At 73.4% G+C, this 15,730-nt stretch carries 16 protein-coding genes and 1 pseudogene; 8 read left to right on the top strand and 9 right to left on the bottom strand.

The window, feature by feature from the left end; translation table 11 throughout:
* Window positions 1-15: 15 nt before the first annotated feature.
* Together L6E17_RS03945 and L6E17_RS03940 are read right to left on the bottom strand one after the other, a co-directional pair.
* On the bottom strand, window positions 16-1,149 hold the full coding sequence (locus tag L6E17_RS03945) for an STM4014 family protein (protein ID WP_236239333.1): 1,134 nt from the start codon (window positions 1,147-1,149) through the stop codon (window positions 16-18).
* Complete coding sequence (locus L6E17_RS03940; protein WP_236239332.1) at window positions 1,130-2,089, bottom strand: STM4015 family protein; 960 nt, start codon at window positions 2,087-2,089, stop codon at window positions 1,130-1,132. The genes L6E17_RS03945 and L6E17_RS03940 overlap by 20 nt, the downstream gene beginning before the upstream one ends.
* 166 nt (window positions 2,090-2,255) lie before the next feature.
* Here L6E17_RS03940 and L6E17_RS03935 point away from each other — a divergent pair, with 166 nt between their 5' ends.
* Window positions 2,256-2,582 (top strand): hypothetical protein, encoded by a 327-nt coding sequence (locus L6E17_RS03935; RefSeq protein ID WP_236239331.1) that lies wholly within the window; start codon window positions 2,256-2,258, stop codon window positions 2,580-2,582.
* Window positions 2,583-2,663: 81 nt separating this feature from the next.
* Window positions 2,664-3,686, top strand: coding sequence for a DUF6745 domain-containing protein (locus L6E17_RS03930; protein WP_236239330.1), 1,023 nt, complete (start codon window positions 2,664-2,666; stop codon window positions 3,684-3,686).
* A gap of 217 nt (window positions 3,687-3,903) precedes the next feature.
* On the opposite strand, the gene L6E17_RS03925 is transcribed toward L6E17_RS03930, so the two are convergent.
* A complete protein-coding gene (locus L6E17_RS03925; RefSeq protein WP_236239329.1) occupies window positions 3,904-4,467 on the bottom strand; it encodes a DUF1697 domain-containing protein in 564 nt (187 codons plus the stop codon).
* 90 nt (window positions 4,468-4,557) lie between these two features.
* On the opposite strand from L6E17_RS03925, the pseudogene L6E17_RS03920 reads away from it, so the two are divergent.
* Window positions 4,558-5,877, top strand: a pseudogene (locus L6E17_RS03920) (cation acetate symporter); the annotation flags it as partial.
* A gap of 207 nt (window positions 5,878-6,084) precedes the next feature.
* Entirely contained in the window at window positions 6,085-7,080 is a 996-nt protein-coding gene (gene moaA / locus L6E17_RS03915; protein ID WP_236239648.1) for a GTP 3',8-cyclase MoaA, read from the top strand.
* Here moaA and L6E17_RS03910 read toward each other — a convergent pair.
* Entirely contained in the window at window positions 7,063-7,290 is a 228-nt protein-coding gene (locus L6E17_RS03910; protein ID WP_236239328.1) for a hypothetical protein, read from the bottom strand. The genes moaA and L6E17_RS03910 overlap by 18 nt on opposite strands.
* A 218-nt stretch (window positions 7,291-7,508) precedes the next feature.
* Window positions 7,509-7,934, bottom strand: a complete 426-nt coding sequence (locus L6E17_RS03905; RefSeq protein ID WP_236239327.1) for a DUF3099 domain-containing protein — start codon at window positions 7,932-7,934, stop codon at window positions 7,509-7,511.
* 179 nt (window positions 7,935-8,113) lie between these two features.
* Between L6E17_RS03905 and L6E17_RS03900 the strand changes: the two genes are divergently transcribed.
* Window positions 8,114-8,392 carry a GlsB/YeaQ/YmgE family stress response membrane protein gene (locus L6E17_RS03900; RefSeq protein WP_236239326.1) on the top strand — a complete coding sequence of 93 codons (279 nt, stop codon included), beginning with the start codon at window positions 8,114-8,116 and terminating at the stop codon, window positions 8,390-8,392.
* A gap of 70 nt (window positions 8,393-8,462) precedes the next feature.
* On the opposite strand, the gene tyrS is transcribed toward L6E17_RS03900, so the two are convergent.
* The 3 genes from tyrS to L6E17_RS03885 all read right to left on the bottom strand — a co-directional run bounded on the left by tyrS (window position 8,463) and on the right by L6E17_RS03885 (window position 12,856).
* Window positions 8,463-9,731 carry a tyrosine--tRNA ligase gene (tyrS, locus tag L6E17_RS03895; RefSeq protein ID WP_236239325.1) on the bottom strand — a complete coding sequence of 423 codons (1,269 nt, stop codon included), beginning with the start codon at window positions 9,729-9,731 and terminating at the stop codon, window positions 8,463-8,465.
* A 115-nt stretch (window positions 9,732-9,846) separates the two neighbouring features.
* On the bottom strand, window positions 9,847-11,241 hold the full coding sequence (locus L6E17_RS03890) for a metallopeptidase TldD-related protein (RefSeq protein ID WP_236239324.1): 1,395 nt from the start codon (window positions 11,239-11,241) through the stop codon (window positions 9,847-9,849).
* Between the two features lie 91 nt (window positions 11,242-11,332).
* Entirely contained in the window at window positions 11,333-12,856 is a 1,524-nt protein-coding gene (locus L6E17_RS03885; protein WP_236239323.1) for a TldD/PmbA family protein, read from the bottom strand.
* A 198-nt stretch (window positions 12,857-13,054) separates the two neighbouring features.
* Between L6E17_RS03885 and fabG the strand changes: the two genes are divergently transcribed.
* The 3 genes from fabG (at window position 13,055) to L6E17_RS03870 (ending at window position 15,076) form a co-directional block, all read left to right on the top strand.
* Complete coding sequence (gene fabG / locus L6E17_RS03880) at window positions 13,055-13,774, top strand: 3-oxoacyl-[acyl-carrier-protein] reductase (protein WP_236239322.1); 720 nt, start codon at window positions 13,055-13,057, stop codon at window positions 13,772-13,774.
* Window positions 13,775-13,779: 5 nt separating this feature from the next.
* The gene (gene fabI / locus L6E17_RS03875; RefSeq protein WP_236239321.1) at window positions 13,780-14,547 is read left to right on the top strand and encodes an enoyl-ACP reductase FabI; all 768 of its coding nucleotides are present in this window, start codon (window positions 13,780-13,782) and stop codon (window positions 14,545-14,547) included.
* A gap of 124 nt (window positions 14,548-14,671) precedes the next feature.
* Window positions 14,672-15,076, top strand: a complete 405-nt coding sequence (locus L6E17_RS03870; protein WP_236239320.1) for a hypothetical protein — start codon at window positions 14,672-14,674, stop codon at window positions 15,074-15,076.
* Here the strand turns inward: L6E17_RS03870 and L6E17_RS03865 are convergent.
* Window positions 15,039-15,725, bottom strand: coding sequence for a FadR/GntR family transcriptional regulator (locus L6E17_RS03865; protein WP_236239319.1), 687 nt, complete (start codon window positions 15,723-15,725; stop codon window positions 15,039-15,041). The genes L6E17_RS03870 and L6E17_RS03865 overlap by 38 nt on opposite strands.
* Window positions 15,726-15,730: the final 5 nt, after the last annotated feature.

The following is a 15,730-nucleotide window of genomic DNA, read 5'->3' as shown; positions in this document are numbered from 1 at the left end:
GGCAGGTCGTCGGGGTCAGGTGCCGGCACGGTGGTTCCTCGGGGTGTGGTGCGGTGCGTACCGCCGCTGCACTGCGGCGACTTGGGCGGCGTGGGTGCCGAGGCCCTCGGCGCCGCTGCCGGGGAGGCCGGTGAGGCCGGGCAGCAGGTCGCCGAAGGCGTTGACCTCGCCGACGGCGAAGCGGCGCCAGCCGGTGGCCGGCAGGAGGTCGACGCCCACGCACAGCGTGCCGGGGAAGCAGGCCGCCGCGCGTTCGCAGACGTCGAGTGCGTCGGCCCAGCGGGGGCCCATCGCGTCGGCGGCGGCGGACAGGTCGCCGCGTGCGCCGCCGAGGTGGAGGTTGGTCATCGGGGCGCGGCTGGTGCGGACGACGGCGTGGGTGGCGCGGCCCGCCACCACGAGGACCCGCAGGTCCGCGACGCGGCCCGCGCCGAGGGACGCCTTGGGCCACCACCGCTCGATGTGCAGCCCGTCGGGGGCGAGCGCGTCGACGAGGGCGGCGATCTCCGGTTCGCTGGTGCTGCGGCGTATCCGCAGGGAGTTGTGGAGTGCGCCGCCGGCGGTTTCCACGCTGGTGGTGGCGCGGATCCGGCCGTGTCCGGCCGTCTCCAGGGCGACGATCCCGGAGGCGGAGGATCCGTGCGCGGGCTTCAGGAAGGCCCGCGGCATGGCGTGCGCGTCCAGCAGGGCGCGTACGTCGTCCCAGCCGCGCACGGGGGTGCGGCCCGCGGAGGTCGGCGACTCCGGGACCGGTACGCCGGCCCCGGCCAGGGCGGCGTGGCAGAGCCGTTTGTCGAAGAGCACGGCGAGCTCGCCGGGGTCGTCGAGCCGTACGCCCCCGGTCAGGGTGCGGACGGCGGCGGTGAACCGGGCGTACCAGCGGGCGCCGCCCTCGACACGCGTGGGGTCGTCCGTGTCCCGGAGGATCCGGTCCACCTCGGCGTTCTCGCCGGGTGAGTCGAGGCGCACCGTCTCGTCCGCGGCGAAGGCGGCTCCGCCGCCGCGCAGCACGTCCAGCCAGGGCACGACGCGGGGGGCGGGCAGACCTGCCGCCCGCACGGCCGCGGCGAACAGGGCGACGCGGCGGTTCTCGGGGTTGCCGACGACCGCGAAGCGGGGGCCGCCCTGCCTATTCGCCGACCGCGACATACCGCCAGACCCGTCCGTCCCACTCGTCCTCGTCGGCGTGTTCGCTGTCCAGGTCGAGGCTCACACCGGCCCGACCGAGGACCTCCTTGAAGCGCTCCTTCAGCGGTGCGCTCAGGTAGTTGTGGCTGAGGTCGAGCCGCTTGAGGTGGGTGAGGGGCTGGCCCGCGAGGAGAGCGGTGCCGCCCTCGTCGGTGAGGACGCCCATGGAGAGGTCCAGCGTCTCCAGCCGGGCGACGATCGGCGCGGACGCCGCGGCGGCGGCTATCTCGTCCTCGTAGTCGCTGTTGCACAGGCCGAGGCTGCGCAGGCGCGGCAGCCGGGTGCCGTCCAGGAAGGGCGCCACGTCCGCCGGTCCGCTGTCAGCGCCGTAGTTGGCCGTGCCCAGCCACAGCTCCAGGCGCTCCAGGGCCGGCAGGTCGCTGGCCGCGACGCCCCTGACCGCGTCGGCCGGCATCCCGCCGGTCTGGATGGTCAGGGACCTGAGCCGCCGGTGCGTCAGGGCGGGGAAGACGAGGCCCGTGCCGCCGCGCACGCCGAACTCCTCCAGCTCCGGGAAGCCGTCGAGGAGGGGGCTGACGTCGCCCTGGTTGATCCAGGAGATCTCGCACTCCTCCGAGTCCATGTCGCCGAGGAACAGCGCCCGCAGGGCGGGCAGCTTCGACCGCGCCTCCAGCAGCGCGGCGATGACCGGTTCGGGACCGTCCTCGTACGCCTCCTCCCACGCTCCGACGACGAGGGACCGGACACGGGCCGTGTCGACGGCCCGGGCGAACCGGGCGAACGCCTCCGGCCAGCTCTCCTCGCTGTCGTAGGCGTCGGCGCCGATCCGCCAGGCGACGGCGTCGGCCTCGGGCAGCACGGCGGCGCGCTCCTCCCCCGGCCGGGGGAAGTCGAAGACGGGGAGTCCGTACGACTCCGTCAGGTGTCCCTCAGTGTGCATGTCCGCGCGCTCCTCGCGACTCGCTGTCCGGTGGTGCTGCAAGTTGTAACAGGCCGCACTGACAGCGCCCGTGGCCGGGGCGGGCGGGACGGCGTTGTCAGTCCCGCCCTCTACGGTCGAAGGACAGCTCGGCGCGGTGGGCGCCGGTCGGAGGAAGGGGACGGGTGTGTACCGGCAGGGGGATGTGCTGATCGTTCCGGTCGCGGAGTCGGCGGTGCCGCCGCACGTGGCGGACGCGCCGGAGGTGCCGCGGGACCCGCGGGGGCGGATGGTGCTGGCGCTGGGAGAGGTGACGGGGCACGCGCATGCCGTGGTCGGCCCGGGCCGGCTGGTGCGGGAGCCGGGGCCGTTCGGGCCGATGGTGCTGCACCTGCCGGACGGCGGGCGGGTGGTGCACGAGGAGCACGCGCCGATCCCGCTGCCGAAGGGCTGGTACCGGGTGGTGCGGCAGCGGGAGTACGTACCGGGCTCGGTGCGGATCGTCGCGGACTGACGGCGGACCGACGCGGACACGAGGTGCCGCGGACCGACGGCGGGCGCGCAGGGGCGAAGACGAGGTGGGGAAGGGTTGGAGATGACGGGTCAGACGGACTGGAGGGCGGTCGCGGCCGCCACGGGCGGTGCCGACCGGGAGGTGGCCGAGGCCGGTGTGCGCCTCGCCTACCGCAGCGCGGGGCTCGCGGAGCCGCAGCGGATCGTGTGGGCGGGATCGCCGCGGGAGGCGTTGCGGTTGCTGGGCCCCGGCGGGCCGGAGTCGGCGCCGGAGGCGCGCGGGCGCAGCGTGCGCGACGCGGTGCGCAGCGCGCCGTGGGCGGCCCAGCGGGCCCTGCTGCACGAGCGGCTCGGGCCGCGCGGCTGGAGCGAGCACTGGAACGCGACGGGGGCGCGGCTCTGGGAGCCGGTGCAGGCGCTGGTGGACCGCGTCCGCGCGGGCCTGGTGGAGGAGGTCGCCGAGGAGCCCGGCCAGGAGGCGGCGGTACGGCTGCTGCTGCTCGACGCGGTGCTGGGGCAGCACGACGCGCCGTGGCTGTGCGCCTTCGATCCGGTCGGGGGCACGCCCCTGGAGGGGCTGGCCGCGGTGGCGGGCGCGGCGGGCTGGTGGTGGCCGTACGAGCGGCTGGCCGTGGTCTGCGAGCGGCCGGTGGAGCTGCACCGGGACGAAGCGGGCCGACTCGACCGGGGCGACGGTCCGGCGCTGGCCTATCCGGACGGCTTCCGCCTCCACGCGTGGCGGGGGATGCCGGTGCCCGGCGCGTTCCTCGCGGAGCTCGCGTCGCTCACACCGGAGCGGATCAGGGACGAGGAGAACGCCGAGCTGCGCCGGGTGATGCTGGAGCACTACGGCTACGAGCGCTACCTGCGGGAGTCGGGGGCGACCCCGGTGGGCCGCGACGCGGCGGGGGTGCTGTGGCGGATACCGCTGGAGGGCGACGAGGACGTGGTGATGGTAGAGGTGGTCAACTCCACACCCGAGCCGGACGGGACGTACCGCACGTACTGGCTGCGGGTGCCGCCGGGGACCCGGACCGCGAAGGAGGGCGTGGCCTGGACGTTCGGGCTGGACGCCGACGCGTACGAGCCGGTGCGCCAGACCTGACGGCCGCCAGGGCCTTCGGCCGCGGTCTGAGCCGGAACTGCCGCTGAGTCTGCGCCTGCCCGTCCACCGGCGGGACGCCCCGGTGGGCGCACGGGGCGGGCGCGGAGATGCGGGGCCCCCGGGGCGGGGACGGGGCGCCGGGAGGCGGGGGTTCGGGGGCCCGGTGCGGGGTCGGTTCGGGGGCCGGGGGCGGGGACGGACCTGGGACGGGGGACGGTCAGGGGGCCTGCGTCCCGGCCATCTCGGCGAGTTTCACGACGGTGTTCCAGTTGCGCGTGGTGGCGGTGACGCCCTTGAGGAGCGCCGGGCGGGCCAGGGCGTCGGCGAGCTTGGAGCGGCCGAGCCCGTCCGGGGCGTAGAGGTACACCTCGCGTACGCCGAGGCGGAAGTCCTCGGGGAGGAAGGCGGTCCGGTCGACGGAGGCGAAACGCTCGGGGGTGACGGGGGCGGAGAAGTACGTGACGTGGAGCTGCCTGGGTTCCAGGTCGGCGGCGGGGAAGGGGCACGCGTCCACCACGGCCCGCAGGGAGGGGCCGCTGCGGACGAGGCAGTCGGTGTGGAACCCGAAACGCTCCTCCAGGGCCGCTTCGAGGTCTGCGGCGAGGTCCTCCTCGCGAGCATCGGAGCCCGTACTGAACACGGCGTTGCCGGACTGGAGGTAGGTCCGCACGTCCTGGTGGCCGAGACCGGTGAGTACGGTGCGCAGTTCGGCCATGGGGACCTTCCTGGCCCCGCCGACGTTGACCCCGCGCAGCAGCGCGGCGTATCGGGTGGTGGTCATGGCCGCCACCTTAGGCCGCCGTCCCTGCCCTTGCTTCCCGTCTGCCGGGCCTGCCGCGCGCCCCGCCCCGGGCCGCGCTGCCTGCGCACCGCACCGCTCCTGGTCGCCGAGCCGCTGCGCAACTCCGGCCGCTTCACCATGGGCGACGTCCTCGCCTACCGGATGCGGCAGCGGCCCGTCCGCACCGCCGCCGGCACGTCCACCATCGTCGTGTCGATCTTCTACCTGCTGGCGCAGATGGCGGGCGCCGGCGTCCTCGTGTCACTGCTGCTGGGCATCAGCAGCGACACCGGCAAGATCCTCATCGTCGCCCTGGTCGGCATCCTCATGATCCTCTACGTCACGATCGGCGGCATGAAGGGCACCACCTGGGTCCAGATGGTCAAGGCCGTCCTGCTCATCGCGGGCACCCTGCTCATCACGTTCCTGGTGCTGCTGAAGTACGACTTCAACGTGTCCGAGCTGCTCGGCAAGGCCGCGGAGAACAGCGGGCAGGGCGCCGCCTTCCTGGAGCCCGGCCTCAAGTACGGCGTGGACGCCGTCTCCAAGCTGGACTTCCTCTCCCTCGGCATCGCCCTCGTCCTCGGCACCGCCGGGCTGCCGCACATCCTCATCCGCTTCTACACCGTCCCCACCGCCAAGGCCGCCCGCAAGTCCGTCAACTGGGCCATCGGCATCATCGGCGCCTTCTACCTGATGACCATCGCCCTGGGCTTCGGCGCCGCCGCCATCGTCGGCCCGGACGCGGTCAAGGCGTCCAACCCGGCGGGCAACACCGCCGCGCCGCTGCTCGCCCTGCACGTCGGCGGCGCGGACTCGGCGGGCGGGGCCATCCTCCTCGCCGTCATCTCGGCCGTCGCCTTCGCGACCATCCTCGCCGTCGTCGCCGGACTCACCCTGGCCTCGTCGTCGTCGTTCGCCCACGACATCTACGCCAACGTCATCCGCCGGGGCCAGGCCACGGAGCAGGAGGAGGTGCGGGCCGCCCGCTGGGCGACCGTCTTCATCGGCATCGTGTCCATCGCCCTGGGCGCCCTGGCCCGCGACCTCAACGTCGCCGGGCTCGTCGCCCTCGCCTTCGCGGTGGCCGCCTCCGCGAACCTGCCGACCATCCTCTACAGCCTGTTCTGGAAGCGGTTCACCACCTCCGGCGCGCTCTGGTCGATCTACGGCGGCCTCTTCGCGTCCGTGTTCCTCGTGATGTTCTCCCCGGTCGTCTCCGGCCAGGCGTCCTCGATGTTCCCCGGCGTGGACTTCGCCTGGTTCCCGCTGTCGAACCCCGGGATCATCTCCATCCCGCTGGGTTTCCTGCTCGGCTGGCTCGGCTCCGTCCTGGGCAGGGAGAAGCCCGACGAGGGCAAGTACGCGGAACTGGAGGTCAAGTCGCTCACCGGTGTCGGAGCGCACTGACCCGAACACCGCAAGTGACCGCGGGGCGGCCGCGTCGTAGGGAGCTACGACGCGGCCGCCCCGCTTCCTGGTTCAAAAGGCCACTGATGTCGTCACCTGCGTCGCGTAGGCTCAAGGAAAGGGCTGTGACCGGAGCGACACCCGTCGCCCCGGTGACGCCGCAAGGGCAACACGGATGCGAACCGGTATACCGGGGGAGGCGTGCACGTGCTCATCGACACCTACGGCCGCGTGGCCACGGACCTGAGGGTCTCGCTCACGGACCGGTGCAACCTGCGCTGCACGTACTGCATGCCCGAGGAGGGCCTGCAGTGGCTGGCGAAGCCGGACCTCCTCACCGACGACGAGATCGTCCGGCTGATCCGCATAGCCGTCACCGACCTCGGCGTCACCGAGGTCCGCTTCACCGGCGGCGAGCCGCTCCTGCGCCCCGGCCTCGTGGGGATCGTCGAGCGGTGCGCCGCGCTGACCCCCCGCCCCAAGATGTCCCTCACGACCAACGGCATCGGCCTCAAGCGCACCGCCGCCGCCCTCAGGGACGCCGGACTCGACCGGGTCAACGTCTCCCTCGACACCCTGCGCCCCGACGTCTTCAAGACCCTCACCCGCCGCGACCGCCACCACGACGTGCTGGAGGGCCTGGCCGCCGCCCGGGAAGCCGGACTCACCCCCGTCAAGGTCAACTCGGTGCTCATGCCCGGCCTCAACGACGACGAGGCCCCCGACCTGCTCGCCTGGGCCGTCGCCCACGACTACGAACTGCGCTTCATCGAGCAGATGCCGCTGGACGCCCAGCACGGCTGGAAGCGCGACGGCATGATCACCGCCGAGGACATCCTGGCGTCCCTGCGCACCCGCTTCACCCTCGCCCCGGAGGAGGAGGCGGGCGAGGAGCGCGGCTCCGCCCCCGCCGAGCGCTGGCTCGTCGACGGCGGCCCGCACCGCGTCGGCGTCATTGCCTCCGTCACCCGGCCCTTCTGCCGGGCCTGCGACCGCACCCGGCTCACCGCCGACGGGCAGATACGCACCTGCCTGTTCGCCCGCGAGGAGACCGACCTGCGCGCCACCCTGCGCTCCGACGCGGGCGACGGGGAGGTCGCCGACATCTGGCGCAAGGCGATGTGGGGCAAGAAGGCGGGCTCCGGTCTCGACGACCCGTCGTTCCTGCAGCCCGACCGCCCGATGTCAGCGATCGGCGGCTGACGACTCCCACGCGGCGAGCGTCACCACGTCCTTCAGGAACCCCCGGACGCCGAGGAACTGCGACAGGTGCTCACGGTGCTCGTCGCAGGCCAGCCAGGTCTTGCGGCGCTCGGGGGTGTGCAGTTTCGGGTTGTTCCACGCCAGCACCCACACGGCCGCGCCACGGCAGCCCTTCGCGGAGCAGATCGGAAGGCCGGTCTCGTCGTTCACCACACACGTCCCAGGTCGACACGTCCACGTCCCGGGCCCGCGGCACCCGTCCCGGCACGCCACTCCCGGTACGGCCGGCCGCGGCACCGGCCCGGACAAAGGCGACGCCGGGCAGCCACGGGGGGAGCTGCCCGGCGTCGGTCCGTCGCTCCGACGGGGGATACGGAGCGCGTACGCAGTATGTCACGCGGGGCCCGCCGCGGTGCACCGGATCGTCGCTATTGCTCTGAGCTTTTCTTGAGCTTCGTACCGGCCCCGGAGACGGGTCTGTCCTCCGCTTCCGGTTCCGCTTCCGGCCCCCGGCCGGGCTCCGGCGGCGCGGTGCCGGCGGCCCGCTCCGGAGCCGGTCCGATCTCCGCCCGCTCCACCGGCGGCGTCGCCACGAACGTCGACGGCAGCCCCGGGCTGCTCTCCCGCCCCGCGTTGGCGATCACCACGGCGATGTACGGCAGGACCATGCCCAGCACCAGCGCCACCACGGCCACGTACCGCGAGACGTTCCACAGGCACGCCGCCAGCACGAACGACAAGGTGCGCACCGACATCGAGATCACATAGCGCCGCTGCCGGGCCCGCACGTCGTCCTCAAGGCCCTGCCGGGCTCCGGTGATCCGGAAGACCTCGGACTTGCTGCGCTTCCGCATCGCGTTCCACCACCGACTCGGCGACCGACCCTCACTCTCCCCCCACCGTACGCCGGACCCGGCGGCTCCGGATCCCGGGGGTGCCGCAGCCGCTCGGACGCCTCGACATGCGGCGCTCCGCGTCCGGGCCGACACTGTCAGAGTCCGCATGTGCGAGAGGCGTACCCGAGGAGGCAGCTGTGGGCTGGTTGTGGGCGATCATCGTCGGATTCGTGCTGGGCCTGCTGGCGAAGGCGATCCTGCCGGGCAAGCAGCACAGCCCCCTGTGGCTGATCACGATCTTCGGCATCATCGGCGGCGTCGTCGGCAACGCGCTGGCCCGCGGCTTCGGCATCGAGGAGACGGCCGGCATCGACTGGGGCAGACACGCCCTCCAGGTCATCGCCGCCGTCGTGATCGTCGGCGTCGGCGACATGATCTACATGGCCGTACGCGGCAGAGGCCGCGAGCGGGCCTGACGGCCCCCGCAGAGACGGCGGCCCGGGAACGCCGCACGTTCCCGGGCCGCCGTGTGCATGCGGGCGCGGCTCAGCCGGCCGCGAGCTCGATCGCCGCCAGGTTCCTCTTGCCGCGGCGCAGCACCAGCCACCGCCCGTGCAGCAGGTCCGAGGGCTCCACCACGGCGTCCTCGGCGGTCACCTTCGCGTTGTTCACGTAGGCACCGCCCTCCTTCACGGTGCGCCGCGCCGCCGACTTGCTGGGCACGAGGCCGACCTCGGCGAACAGGTCCACGACCGGGCCGAGCTCCGCCACCTCGGCGCGCGGCAGCTCCGACAGGGCCGCGGCCAGCGTCGCCGCGTCCAGCTCCGCCAGCTCGCCCTGCCCGAACAGCGCCTTCGACGCGGCGATCACGGCGGCGCACTGCTCGGCGCCGTGCACCAGCGTCGTCAGCTCCTCCGCCAGCGCCCGCTGCGCGGCCCGCGCCTGCGGACGCTCCTGCGTGACGCGCTCCAGCTCCGCCAGCTCCTCACGGCTCCGGAAGCTGAGGATCCGCAGGTAGCGGGAGACGTCCCGGTCGTCCACGTTCAGCCAGAACTGGTAGAACGCGTACGGGGTGGTCATCTCCGGGTCCAGCCAGACGGCGCCGCCCTCGGTCTTGCCGAACTTGGTGCCGTCCGCCTTCGTCATCAGCGGCGTCGCCAGCGCGTGCACCTCCGCGCCCGGCTCCAGCCGGTGGATCAGGTCCAGGCCCGCGGTGAGGTTGCCCCACTGGTCGCTGCCGCCCTGCTGCAGGACGCAGCCGTGGCGGCGGTACAGCTCAAGGAAGTCCATGCCCTGGAGCAGCTGGTACGAGAACTCGGTGTAGCTGATGCCCTGCTCCGACTCCAGCCGCCGGGCCACCGAGTCCTTCGTCAGCATCTTGTTGACGCGGAAGTGCTTGCCGACGTCCCGCAGGAACTCGATGGCGGACATCCCGCCGGTCCAGTCCAGGTTGTTGACCATCGTGGCGGCGTTGGCGCCCTCGAAGAGCAGGAACGGCTCGATCTGCGAGCGGACCCGCTCCACCCAGGCGGCGACCGTCTCCGGCGAGTTCAGCGTCCGCTCCGCGGTCGGCTTCGGGTCGCCGATCTGCCCGGTGGCCCCGCCGACCAGCGCCAGCGGCCGGTGCCCGGCGAGCTGGAGCCGCCGCATGGTCAGCACCTGCACGAGATGGCCCACGTGCAGGCTCGGCGCCGTCGGGTCGAAGCCGCAATAGAACGTGACGGGACCGTCCGCGAGCGCCTTGCGCAGGGCCTCCTCGTCGGTGGACTGGGCCCACAGCCCGCGCCACTTCAACTCGTCGACGATGTCCGTCACGGTTCTCGTTCCTCCTGATGTCGTCTGTCGCCCGCCAGTCTAGGTCGTGCCCGCACGGCCCCGGCCGCCCGACGGCGCCCGCCCGCCCCTCGGCGCACGGCCCTCCCCGGACGGGTCACACGCCCTGGCTGACGGAGCTCATGTTGAAGTCCGGCACCCGCAGCGGAGGCATCGCGGTGCGCGTGAACCAGTCGCTCCACTCCCGGGGCAGCGTCCGCTCCGTGCGGCCGGCCTCCGAGGCCCGCCGCAGCAGCTCCACCGGCGACTCGTTGAACCGGAAGTTGTTGACCTCGCCGACCACCGCGCCGTCCTCGACGAGGTACACCCCGTCCCGGGTGAGCCCCGTCAGCAGCAGCGTCGCCGGATCCACCTCGCGGATGTACCACAGGCAGGTCACCAGCAGGCCCCGCCGGGTCGAGGCCACCATCTCCTCCAGCGACCGGTCCGCGCCGCCCTCCAGGATCAGGTTCCCCGCGCCCGGAGCCACCGGCAGCCCGGTCAGGCCGGCGCTGTGCCGGGTCGTGACCAGGTGCTCCAGCCGCCCCTCGCGGATCCAGTCCACCGGCGCCAGCGGCAGCCCGTTGTCGAACACCGACGCGTCGTCGCCCGACGCGTGCGCGATCACGAAGGGCGCCGACTCCAGGCCCGGCTCCGCGGGGTCGCTGCGCAGCGTCAGCGGCAGCGTGGCGAGGTTCTCCCCGACGCGGGTCCCGCCGCCCGGCTTCGAGAAGACCGTGCGGCCCTCCGCCGCGTCGCGGGCCGCCGCCGACCACTGCTGGTAGATCAGCAGGTCCGCCACCGCGGTGGGCGGCAGCAGCGTCTCGTACCGCCCGGCCGGCAGCTCGATCCGCCGCTCCGCCCAGGCGAGCCGCTGCGCCAGCTCCTCGTCGAGGGCCAGCGGGTCCACGTCACCGAAGTCCCGGGTGGCCCGCCCCACCCACGCCGACCGCGTGCGGTCCGGGGACTTGCCGTTCAGCTCCAGCGTCCCGTTCGGCTGGTCGTGCCGCAGCCGCAGCCCCGTGGACGTACCGACGTACGTGCTGGTCAGCTCGTGGTACGCGAACCCGTACAGCTCCCGGCCGCCCGCCCCGGCCCGCCCGAACGCCTCGCCCAGCGCGGGCGCGAAGCCCGCGAACACCTCCGGCGACGTCTCGGCCGGGGCCTCCCCGAAGTCCGGTGACTCCGGCACCCCCGCGACCAGCGGACCGGCGTCCTCCGCCGGGCCCGCCGACCGGGCGGCCTCCTCCGCGGCCCGCACCAGCGGCTCCAGCTCCTCGGCGGTCACCGCCGACCGGGACACCACCCCGGACGCCGTGCCCTCGGCCCCGTCGACGGTCGCGACGACGGTGAGCGTCCGGCCCCGGGTGACCCCGTTCGTGGTCAGCGCGTTCCCCGCCCACCGCAGGTTCGCGGACGACCGCTCGTCCGCGATGACGACGCACCCGTCGGCCCTGGACAGTTCCAGCGCCCGCTCGACGATCTCGTACGGCTTGCTGCTCACGGGGCTCATCGGCCGGCCTCCTGGTTCGTGTGCGGGCGGGGCGTCTGCGGGGCGCGGCCCCCGGGCCCCCGGCGGGGGGCCGCGGGTACGGTGCGGCGGCTCACCTGCCGGCCTCCTGGTTCGTGTTGAGGATGTTCACGCCGCGGAAGAGGGCGGACGGGCAGCCGTGCGACACCGCGGCCACCTGGCCCGGCTGGGCCTTGCCGCAGTTGAAGGCGCCGCCCAGGACGTACGTCTGCGGGCCGCCCACCTTCTCCAGCGAGCCCCAGAAGTCCGTCGTCGTCGCCTGGTACGCGACGTCCCGCAGCTGGCCCGCCAGCCGCCCGTTCTCGATGCGGAAGAACCGCTGGCCGGTGAACTGGAAGTTGTACCGCTGCATGTCGATGGACCAGGACCGGTCGCCGACCACGTAGATGCCCCGCTCGACGCCGCCGATCAGGTCCTCCGTGGACAGCCCGCCCGGCTCGGGCAGCAGCGACACGTTCGCCATCCGCTGCACCGGCACGTGCGACGGCGAGTCCGCGAACGCGCAGCCGTTGGACCGCCCGAGCCCGGTGAGCCGCGCGATCCGCCGGTCCGTCTGGTAGCCGACCAGCACCCCGTCCTTCACCAGGTCCCAGGACTGCGCCTCCACGCCCTCGTCGTCGTAGCCGACGGTGGCGAGCCCGTGCTCGGCGGTGCGGTCACCGGTCACGTTCATCGCCGGCGAGCCGTACCGCAGCTTCCCCAGCTGGTCGAAGGTAGCGAACGACGTGCCCGCGTACGCCGCCTCGTAGCCGAGCGCCCGGTCCAGCTCGGTGGCGTGCCCGACCGACTCGTGGATCGTCAGCCACAGGTTGGACGGGTCCACGACCAGGTCGTACGTCCCCGCCTCGACGCTCGGCGCCTTCATCTTCTCGGCCAGCAGCTCCGGGATCCGCTCCAGCTCCGCGTCCCAGTCCCAGCCGGTGCCCGTCAGGTACTCCCAGCCGCGCCCCGCCGGCGGCGCCAGCGTCCGCATCGACTCGAACCCGCCGCCCGCCGCGTCCACCGCCACCGCCGTCAGCTGCGGCTGGATCCGCACCCGCTGCTGCGTGGTGACGGTGCCCGCCGTGTCGGCGTAGAACTTGTTCTCGTGGACGGCCGTCAGCGTGGCGTCCACGTGCGCCACCCCGCCGGCCCGCAGCAGCCGCGCGCTCCAGTCCGCCAGCAGCCCGGTCTTCTCCGCGTCCGGCACGGTGAACGGGTCGACGCCGTACGAGGAGACCCACGTCCGCTCCCCGTGCACCGGCTCGTCCGCCAGCTCCACCCTCTCCCCGCTGCCCGCCGCCGCGATCACCTGCGCCGACAGCTTCGCCATGGCCACCGCCTGCGACGCGACCTTCGCCGCCGCGTCCATCGACAGGTCCACGCCCGACGCGAAGCCCCAGGCCCCGCCGTGCACCACCCGCACCGCGTACCCGAGGTCGGTGGTGTCCGAGGAGCCCGCCGGCCGGGCGTCCCGCAGCCGCCACGACGCGCTGCGCACCCGCTCGAACCGGAAGTCGGCGTGTTCCGCGCCGAGCGCCCGCGCCCGCGCCAGCGCCGCGTCGGCGAGCGCCCGCAGCGGCAGCGCCGTGAACGCTTCGTCGATGGAATGTGGCACCAGTGTCTCCTGTCGTGTGGACGTCCTGAACGACCGGTCGGGACCGATCATCGCCGGTCGACCGTCCCTCTGCCCAGTGTTTTCTGTAGGGACCCGACAGCGAGTTCCGTACGCCACTGTCAGGGGCCGAGTCCCCGGACGCGGGGGCGGACCGATAGGTTCTCGGGAGAAACACACAGCTAGGGAAAGGGTGATCGGATGAGCCGCTCGGTTCTCGTCACCGGAGGAAACCGGGGCATCGGCCTCGCCATCGCCCGCGCTTTCGCCGCAGCAGGCGACAAGGTCGCGTACACCTACCGGTCGGGCGAGCCGCCGGCCGAGCTGACCGAGCTGGGCTGCCTGGCCGTGCGCTGTGACATCACCGACTCCGAGCAGGTGGAGGCCGCCTACAAGGAGATCGAGGAGAAGCACGGCCCCGTGGAGGTCCTCGTCGCCAACGCCGGTGTCACCAAGGACCAGCTGCTCATGCGGATGACCGAGGACGACTTCACTGCCGTCCTGGACACCAACCTCACGGGCACCTTCCGCGTGGTCAAGCGGGCCAACCGCGGCATGCTGCGCGCCAAGAAGGGCCGCGTCGTGCTGATCTCGTCCGTCGTCGGCCTGCTCGGCTCGGCGGGCCAGGCGAACTACGCCGCCTCCAAGGCCGGACTGGTGGGCTTCGCCCGCTCCCTCGCCCGGGAACTCGGATCCCGCAACATCACCTTCAACGTCGTCGCGCCCGGCTTCGTCGACACCGACATGACCAAGGTGCTCACCGACGAGCAGCGGTCCGGCATCGTCTCCCAGGTGCCGCTCGGCCGCTACGCGCAGCCGGAGGAGATCGCCGCCGCGGTGCGCTTCCTCGCCTCCGACGACGCCTCGTACATCACTGGAGCCGTCATCCCGGTTGACGGCGGATTGGGCATGGGTCACTGAGCAACATGAGCGGAATTCTCGACGGCAAGCGCATCCTGATCACCGGTGTGCTGATGGAGTCCTCCATCGCCTTCCACACCGCGAAGGTGGCCCAGGAGCAGGGCGCCGAGGTCATCCTCACCGCCTTCCCGCGCCCCACCCTCACCGAGCGCATCGCCAAGAAGCTTCCCAAGCCCGCCACGGTCTTCGAGCTCGACGTCACCGACGACGAGCACCTGGCCCGGGTCGAGGAGACCGTGCGCAAGGAGCTCGGCGGCCTCGACGGCGTCGTCCACTCCATCGGCTTCGCGCCGCAGGACGCCCTCGGCGGCAACTTCCTCCACACGCCGTTCGAGTCGGTGTCGACCGCGATGCACGTCTCGGCGTTCTCGCTGAAGTCGCTGACCATGGCCTGCCTGCCGCTCATGGAGCAGGGCGGCTCGGTCGTCGGCCTCACCTTCGACGCGCAGTTCGCCTGGCCGCAGTACGACTGGATGGGCCCGGCCAAGGCCGCCCTCGAGGCCACCAGCCGCTACCTGGCCCGCGACCTCGGCAAGCACAACGTCCGCTGCAACCTCGTCTCCGCCGGCCCGATCGGCTCGATGGCCGCCAAGTCCATCCCGGGCTTCGGCGAGCTCGCGAAGGTCTGGGACGAGCGCTCCCCGCTCGCCTGGGACATGGCCGACCCGGAGCCGGCCGGCCGCGGCGTCGTCGCCCTGCTGTCGGACTTCTTCCCGAAGACCACCGGCGAGATCATCCACGTCGACGGCGGCGTCCACATCATGGGTGCCTGACCTGCCGTTTCCCGCACGAGGCCGCGTGACCGTCACCCGGACGGCGCGCGGCCCGCGTGCGTCTGCGGCACACTGGTCGAGCCGGGTGGCCCGCCTTCCCGGCCGACGGGGAGGAGGTGCCGCCGTGCCGCCCGAACACCGCGTCCCGCGCCGTGCCGCCGCGCTTCTCGCGGCGCTCGCCGCCCTGCTGCCCGCCGGTTCGGCCGCGGCCGAACCGGCGGAAACCGCCCCCGCCGCAGCCTCCCGGACCGCCTCGCGCGACGGCGGCCCCGCGGCCGAGGAGCAGACCGCCCGCTGCGGCACCACCGTCGAGGGCTCACGCGTCACCGCGTACTGCCACAACCCCTATCCCCGCACCGACCGCGTCCAACTGCACGTCGAGTGCGCCCGGTGGTGGGACCTCGACGTGGACAGCGCCCCGGTGGACGTGGCGCCCACCGCCCACGTGCAGCTCACCGAGCGGTGCTGGAAGGAGGTCCGCGCGGTCTGGCTCACCCACCGGCCGGCCGCGGGTCCCGCAGGCACATGAAGGGGTAGCCCGCCGCCTCCGCCGCCGCGGTCTGCGCGTCGCCCGCCCGGATCGCCTCCACCAGCCGCGCGTGGTCCATGTGGTGCTCAGGGCGCAGCTCCCGGCCCACGTCCTCGCGCAGCCAGTCCCGCAGCAGGTGGCCGAGGTCGGCGTAGAGCTCGCCGAGCACCTCGTTGTGCGACGCGGCGACCACCGCCAGGTGGAACGTCGAGTCCGCCGACACGAACAGCTCGGCGTCGCCCGTCGCCCACGCCTCCTCCCGCCGGGCCAGCAGCGTGTCGAGCTGCTGCACGTCCCGCTCCGTGCGGCGCTGCGCGGCCAGCCGCGCGGCCGTGGACTCCAGCGTCGAGCGGACCTCCGCCACGTGCCGCGGGTCCGCGCCGGCGAAGCGGCGGTGCATCACCCCGGCGAGCTCGCTGGTCGCCACCACGTAGGTGCCGGACCCCTGGCGGATGTCCAGCAGCCCGTTGTGCGCGAGCGCGCGCACCGCCTCGCGGACCGTGTTGCGGGCCACGCCCAGCTGCTCGACGAGCTCCGGCTCGGTGGGGATGCGCGAGCCGACCGGCCACTCGCCCGAGGTGATCTGGTTCCGCAACTGCGCGATCACCTGGTCCGACAGCCCCGATCGGCGGGGGGAGCTGAGCGCCATGCCTG

The organism is Streptomyces sp. CC228A, from assembly GCF_021390935.1.
Taxonomy (GTDB): domain Bacteria; phylum Actinomycetota; class Actinomycetes; order Streptomycetales; family Streptomycetaceae; genus Streptomyces.
Note: the sequence above shows the minus strand (reverse complement) of the source record. Positions and strands in the feature narration are given on the sequence as shown.

Bases quoted from the DNA above. Each gene is read 5' to 3' on its own strand.
- L6E17_RS03905 (WP_236239327.1), bottom strand. From the start codon at position 7,934: ATGCGGAAGCGCAGCAAGTCCGAGGTCTTCCGGATCACCGGAGCCCGG.
- L6E17_RS03945 (WP_236239333.1), bottom strand. From the start codon at position 1,149: ATGTCGCGGTCGGCGAATAGGCAGGGCGGCCCCCGCTTCGCGGTCGTC.
- L6E17_RS03930 (WP_236239330.1), top strand. From the start codon at position 2,664: ATGACGGGTCAGACGGACTGGAGGGCGGTCGCGGCCGCCACGGGCGGT.
- fabG (WP_236239322.1), top strand. From the start codon at position 13,055: ATGAGCCGCTCGGTTCTCGTCACCGGAGGAAACCGGGGCATCGGCCTC.
- L6E17_RS03890 (WP_236239324.1), bottom strand. From the start codon at position 11,241: ATGAGCCCCGTGAGCAGCAAGCCGTACGAGATCGTCGAGCGGGCGCTG.
- fabI (WP_236239321.1), top strand. From the start codon at position 13,780: ATGAGCGGAATTCTCGACGGCAAGCGCATCCTGATCACCGGTGTGCTG.
- L6E17_RS03925 (WP_236239329.1), bottom strand. From the start codon at position 4,467: ATGACCACCACCCGATACGCCGCGCTGCTGCGCGGGGTCAACGTCGGC.
- L6E17_RS03865 (WP_236239319.1), bottom strand. From the start codon at position 15,725: ATGGCGCTCAGCTCCCCCCGCCGATCGGGGCTGTCGGACCAGGTGATC.
- L6E17_RS03940 (WP_236239332.1), bottom strand. From the start codon at position 2,089: ATGCACACTGAGGGACACCTGACGGAGTCGTACGGACTCCCCGTCTTC.